At 28.2% G+C, this 5729-nt stretch carries 11 protein-coding genes; all 11 read left to right on the forward strand.

Going from position 1 to position 5729, the window contains the following annotated elements; genetic code table 11:
• Window positions 1-283 (forward strand): hypothetical protein (locus NGI68_RS16825; RefSeq protein ID WP_251862600.1); only part of this gene is annotated, 283 nt, incomplete at its 5' end.
• 116 nt (window positions 284-399) lie between these two features.
• The gene (locus NGI68_RS16830; protein WP_251862601.1) at window positions 400-537 is read left to right on the forward strand and encodes a hypothetical protein; all 138 of its coding nucleotides are present in this window, start codon (window positions 400-402) and stop codon (window positions 535-537) included.
• On the forward strand, window positions 537-728 hold the full coding sequence (locus NGI68_RS16835; protein WP_251862602.1) for a hypothetical protein: 192 nt from the start codon (window positions 537-539) through the stop codon (window positions 726-728). The genes NGI68_RS16830 and NGI68_RS16835 overlap by 1 nt, the downstream gene beginning before the upstream one ends.
• 299 nt (window positions 729-1027) lie before the next feature.
• A complete protein-coding gene (locus NGI68_RS16840; RefSeq protein WP_251862603.1) occupies window positions 1028-1387 on the forward strand; it encodes a hypothetical protein in 360 nt (119 codons plus the stop codon).
• Between the two features lie 299 nt (window positions 1388-1686).
• Complete coding sequence (locus NGI68_RS16845; protein WP_286010136.1) at window positions 1687-2907, forward strand: polymorphic toxin type 50 domain-containing protein; 1221 nt, start codon at window positions 1687-1689, stop codon at window positions 2905-2907.
• Between the two features lie 29 nt (window positions 2908-2936).
• Complete coding sequence (locus NGI68_RS16850; RefSeq protein ID WP_251862604.1) at window positions 2937-3290, forward strand: YxxD family cognate immunity protein YxxD; 354 nt, start codon at window positions 2937-2939, stop codon at window positions 3288-3290.
• Between the two features lie 232 nt (window positions 3291-3522).
• The gene (locus NGI68_RS16855) at window positions 3523-3666 is read left to right on the forward strand and encodes a hypothetical protein (RefSeq protein ID WP_251862605.1); all 144 of its coding nucleotides are present in this window, start codon (window positions 3523-3525) and stop codon (window positions 3664-3666) included.
• Window positions 3667-3680: 14 nt separating this feature from the next.
• Window positions 3681-4019 carry a DUF4258 domain-containing protein gene (locus NGI68_RS16860; RefSeq protein WP_286010137.1) on the forward strand — a complete coding sequence of 113 codons (339 nt, stop codon included), beginning with the start codon at window positions 3681-3683 and terminating at the stop codon, window positions 4017-4019.
• Window positions 4020-4306: 287 nt separating this feature from the next.
• Window positions 4307-4546, forward strand: a complete 240-nt coding sequence (locus tag NGI68_RS16865) for a hypothetical protein (RefSeq protein ID WP_251862607.1) — start codon at window positions 4307-4309, stop codon at window positions 4544-4546.
• 266 nt (window positions 4547-4812) lie between these two features.
• Entirely contained in the window at window positions 4813-5181 is a 369-nt protein-coding gene (locus NGI68_RS16870; protein WP_251862608.1) for a UCP019853 family protein, read from the forward strand.
• A 390-nt stretch (window positions 5182-5571) separates the two neighbouring features.
• Window positions 5572-5729, forward strand: a 158-nt coding sequence (locus NGI68_RS17180; protein ID WP_353505421.1) for a hypothetical protein, incomplete at its 3' end; no start/stop codon positions are given.

Here is a 5729-nt window from a genome sequence, read left to right on the forward strand (position 1 = left end):
AATTAGTATTGGGGATATGGAAGCAGGAGAATTAATATATTCCAATAAAGATGATAAATATTTTTCTATTATGTTACTTATAAGCGTTTATGAACAATTAGCTGAAATAACTTTGTCTTATAAAGAACAAGTTATTTTTAATTGTAAATTAAAAAAGGTAACAAGTATTAGCAAGATTCATGAATATATGATTGTAAATTATGAAGATGGAAAAAAGGTAAGAGTAAAATTTTATCCACAAATGGGAGTAGAGTTAATTGAAGAAGATAATGATATGTACTAAATATGGAACTATTTTTTAAATAAATTTATAAAATTATTTAAAATATATATTATTCAATAAAAATAATTCTAAGAATAAATAGTCTATCACTTATGATATAAAGGATATAAATTATATTGTATTGTGTCCGTGATAGACAATATATTACTGATGATGCATGTATAGTAGTTAGTAAGGATGGTCAAATAATAACAGGATGGCTTAAAGATGAATATGGAGATAGTATTATACAAATTTTGAAGGAGGCAAATTGATGGAATTTATATTTAATGAATATTGTCCTTTAAAAAAAGAAGATATAAGTGAAGGAGAATGCATCGAAATTACAGCAGAACTAGATAATTTAAAAAAAGAAGATCATATTTTAGAAATAGGTAAGAAGAGAAAGTTGTCAAAAGAAGAAATGTTAAAAATATGTGAAAGCTGTCCTAATTATGAAATTTAATTTACTAAGCTTTTAAGTAATTGTTGTATAATAAAAGCAAAATTTTCATCAGATGGAGAAGATTTAAAAATACCTAATAAGAATCATGGCAACAATGATAATATTTCAAAGAATTATATATTAGAAAAACAGGATTTTAAATCCTGTTTTTCTTTTTAGAAGCAAGCTAGTTATGAACACTAGAATAAAATAACAAATACAGGTCATAGAAGCATTCACATTAACTCGTATTATGAAGATATTAGAGAACAGTTAATAAAAGGAACATTTCCACATTAAAAAATAGGAGGATATAAATTATGAAAGTATGGGAACTGGATTCAGATGCAAATAACTATGACAACTTTACATTATGTGATGAAAATGATTGGGACAAGTTAATGGCATATGGATTTGATGGAAAGAGTATAAAGGACACTTGGATACCATTTTGGGTGGAAGAAATTGAACCAATAAGAAAAGGGGATAAACCAAGCTTTTCTGGATCATTACCTGTATTTAGTCGTAAAGCTGTTGAAGTTTTAAAAAGATACTTAGACAAGAATGTAGAGATTCTTCCACTTTCTTATGATAAAGGAGATTATTCTATTATAAATGTTATTAATGTAAAAGATTGTATTGATATTGAAAAATCAGAAGTTAAAAGATTTAAATGCTAAGGTGAAATTATGAGGTTTATAAAGTATGCTTTCAAGCCTGGATCTATAAACAATGAACATATAGTTAAAATCCCAGAGTTAAAAGGACATGTGTTTGTATGGGACTAATTTAAAAATTTAGTAGAAAGCAGTGGATTAAAAGGATTTCTGTTTATAGAAGTTTGGGATTCTGAAAAAGATTTTTAATCCATCAAAAAAGTAAGAATTTAGGGTATGTAGGTAGATTTGTGTAAAATAAATTTACCTACATTTTTCAATATATTTATAAAGAATATATAAGAAATGCAGAAAATGATATAATTGCATTAGCAGACAATACTGGAAAAGTAGTAGTATCTTACACTTATGATAGCTGGGGTAAGCTTTTAGGTATAGAAGGAGAACTAAAGGATACCTTAGGAGTAAAGAACCCATATAGATATAAAGGATATAGATATGATAATGAAACAGGACTATATTATTTAAAATCTAGATATTACAATCCAGATTTAGGAAGATTTATAAGTGCAGATGCAATGGCAGGAAAAACTGGAGAGATACTTTCACATAATTTATTTGCATATTGTGGAAACAATCCAGTAAATGCTATAGATGAAGATGGAAACATGTTCGGATGGATAAGAAATGCATGGAACGCAACTAAGAGAGCTGTAGTAACAGGAGTTAGAAAAGTAGTTAGTGCAGTAAAAAGAGTAGGATCAGCAGTTGTTAGTGGAGTAAAAAGATTTGTTAGGTCTGCCAGTAATTATGTTAGAAATGTGTATAGAGGATTCACTAATACCGCAAGAAGAACTTATCAGAGGGCACGGAGATGGGTTAATAATACGGGTAGAAGTATTAGTAGAAGTGTACAGAATGGAGCCCATAGAGTAATTAGGCAGGTTCGGAATATAGCCCAGGATAAAGAGAAAATGGAAATGATTCGGAACATAGTAGGTATTGCTTCCATAGCAGCCATTGCAATACCGGTAGTCCCCGCAATAGCCGTAACAGTATTAGGGGTAATAGAACTGGGCCTTGATTTAGCAGCAGGAGATAATAAGTCAGCAGCAATAAATTTACTATGCTTGTTCCCAATGGGTAAAGGTATTAAAATGGTAACAGGAATAGGTGGAGATGGCTTAAAAGGTGCTAGGGAAGGTAAAAATCTGTATAAAATTGCTACTAAGGGTCCATTGGAAATGAATTTACAGTTGTTTGGTAATGTTACTAAGAAGATAATTAATGGATTTGATACTACAGTACATGCTGGTAAACAAGGTAAACATATTGTTGGACACAATAATTATGTTAAAGGTAAAAGTATTATGAATGGGACGATAGATGATATTCAAAAATTAATAGATGATTTTGCTGGTACAGGACAATGGAAAACGGCGAATAAAGAAATGGTTGATTTCGGTAAAATCATTGGTAAATATGTAGATATAAATACTGGAGAGGTATTAGATACGACAAGAGGAATAATTCATTATTCCCAAAATGGTGTTCATATTGTACCTTCAAAACCAATACCATAAAAGAAATATTAAATTAAAGGAGAGGTTAAATGTTTTCAAATGAGTTAGAAGAAGGGTTAATGAGAAGTCTTATGAGTTTTTTTGATAAAAATCATAATAAATCTGTAATAATTGAATGGAAAGACGGAACTAAGCTCAAAGTACTTTTAGATACTTTCTATGAAACAGATAATGGATTAGAAATTGAAGAAGGTGGATATGAAGAATACTATGCTTGTGCAATTACAATTCAGGAAGTAATTAATTTGCCTAATGAATTAATACAAAGTATTAGTTACCCAACAAGAAGTGAAATAAAGGTTGGAGTAGGTACTGAAATATCTTATCACAATGCTCCAGAGAGAATTTATACTTTAAATGGAGAAATGATTTGGGAAAAATAAGATAATAAATTTCTGACCGCATAATTTATTAAAAACTGGATACAAAATAACAATTAACCAAGATGATGGAAAGACAGTCAAGTCTTTTCATCACAATTAATATTTTTACAGACAGAATACTCACTGTATAATATTAATAATGCAGTGAAAGGATGAAATGAATCAGCTGAAATTAAGTAGGCTGGTTCATTATTTTTAGTACCTAATATATATGAATAGTTAATTAATGTTAATGCATTTTGAAAAAGACATTAAATACGTAGCAGAAATAGGTGGAGATGTTGTAAAAGGCACGGCTAAGGGTAAAATCTGTATAAATTTGCTACTAAAGGAGCAGCTAAACATGGTTATAAAATTGGAAATTTTGGTAAGTTAGTTGATAATCCAAGAATTTCAGTTGATTGGAGTAAATATTCAAAGCATGGTTTAGAGAGAATGGAACAACGTAATGTTACAAAACAAATGGTAGAAAACTGGGTAGAAAACGGAAAGGTTATTCAACAAGATACCAATATATTTCTGTATTTAACAAAAAATGCGGTATCACATAGTATGCCAATAAATAGTCAAACTTTGTTATCTAGTTTTGAAAATTCTGTTACAGGTGCTGTTAAGCAAGGAGTAAAATATGATGAAATAATGAATGTAGGAAATTGGGAGTTAATATTTAGTAAACCACGTGGTGAGGGGTTATTGCCAGTAATAAAGCATACGGTATATAGATCATAGGTAAGCAAAGGGAGGAAGCTTATATGTTGAAAGTCTTAGAACATAAAAAAAAAGAGGTAGAAAATATAGAATTTGATATATATGTACCGTTAAATGTTAAATTTGGTTCATGGAATGTGTAAAAAGACCCCACAATATATTGGAGAACTGGTGACCTAAAAAAATCATTAATAGAAATAGGAATAGCCAAAAAGAAAGGTGATATACGTTCTATAACATTAACTTTAGCTGAAAATGTATATAAGTTAGATAATTTAGAAAATGAAAATTTTAAAATTGTTGAAGGAATGCCTAAAATTCAAGTAGATAATTTTGCAAATGAAACTTATATTGATGAAAAGAGGGATATAAAAGTTTATATAGGTAGTGACAATGCATGTATTGTATTTTCTCAAAATGAAATTAATTTGTGTATAAAAAATTACAATATAGAATTTGGAATAGATAGTAATAAAATGATTAGCAGGATTATAGTAAAAAATATTAAGAATAGCGAAAGGTACATATTAGCAAAGGCATTAGTATAAGTATTAATTGAAGATACAATTCCAGTATTCGTTTCAGAAAAAGTAAAGTATATTATAATAAATAATGATTTATTAGGCTTTGCTTTTTTGTAGGTAAAGGTAGTATGAATTAAAATAAACATATTAATCTCTAAGTACAACACTAATACTGGCAACTGGTGGATTTTTTTTATTTCTTCATCAATCATGACATACAAAAACTATAGGTGAGCTTTCTAAAAAAGCACCAAGTTTGAAAATTATAAAATAAAGTGGAGGGTTGCACTATGATAAAGATAACTAAAATTAATTGGTTATCAAAAGAAGCTTTAGAAGCAGAAGTAACAGTAAATGATGGTAAGTTTGAGCTAATATGTTTTTCACACCCATTCAAATATGATTTAAATGACTTTATAAAAACAGCTTTATATTGTTATGATATAAGTAATGTTATGAGAGTGGAAAAATGTGAATTTAAAGTTGAGAAACTTTATGAATCATTTGCTTATAATCTAACTGGAAAATTAGCTAATAAAGAAGATGGTATTGTAGAAATAGGTAATATTAAAATTGAAGTCCAAAACACAGACTTACCAGGTGATATTGAGGAAGATGATTATATATCTTTTAATTGTAAAAGAATAGATATTTATTAGAACAATAATATTAAATAGTCTTACCTAGTATATATAAATTTGTATACTAGGTTTCTTTTTGTTTCAAAATAGTTAAAAAGAGTTAAAATGAATTTACAAATGAGTATGATGGATATACCTTTGATTGGAAAGCAGGAAGACACTTAAAAGGAATAAAAGGTAATGGGAAAAATATAGAATTTGAATATAATGATGAAGGTATCTGTACAAGAAAAATAATAGATGAAGTTGATTCATATAAATTATTTAAGGATAATAATAGTGTTTGGGGTAAATTGAGTTGAGTGTAGAAAATGGAAAGGTAACACACAGAATGTTAATTGAAAGTGGAACAATAAATGGGAGGCCGATATTACCATGATAGAACTTGAGCAATTTTAAAAAAATAAAATAAGCATAAATTGGACAATAATTATTATTGGATGGTACGAACCAGGAAAATTTATTAGGCAACTTAATGAGAAAGATATAATTAGTTATGCCATAAATTTAATTGTAAATAATGATAATCAACAAGAAGAGATTTTAATGTTGGCAAGTAATTTTAC

The organism is Clostridium sp. Marseille-Q2269, from assembly GCF_943736985.1.
Classification (GTDB): domain Bacteria; phylum Bacillota; class Clostridia; order Clostridiales; family Clostridiaceae; genus Clostridium_F.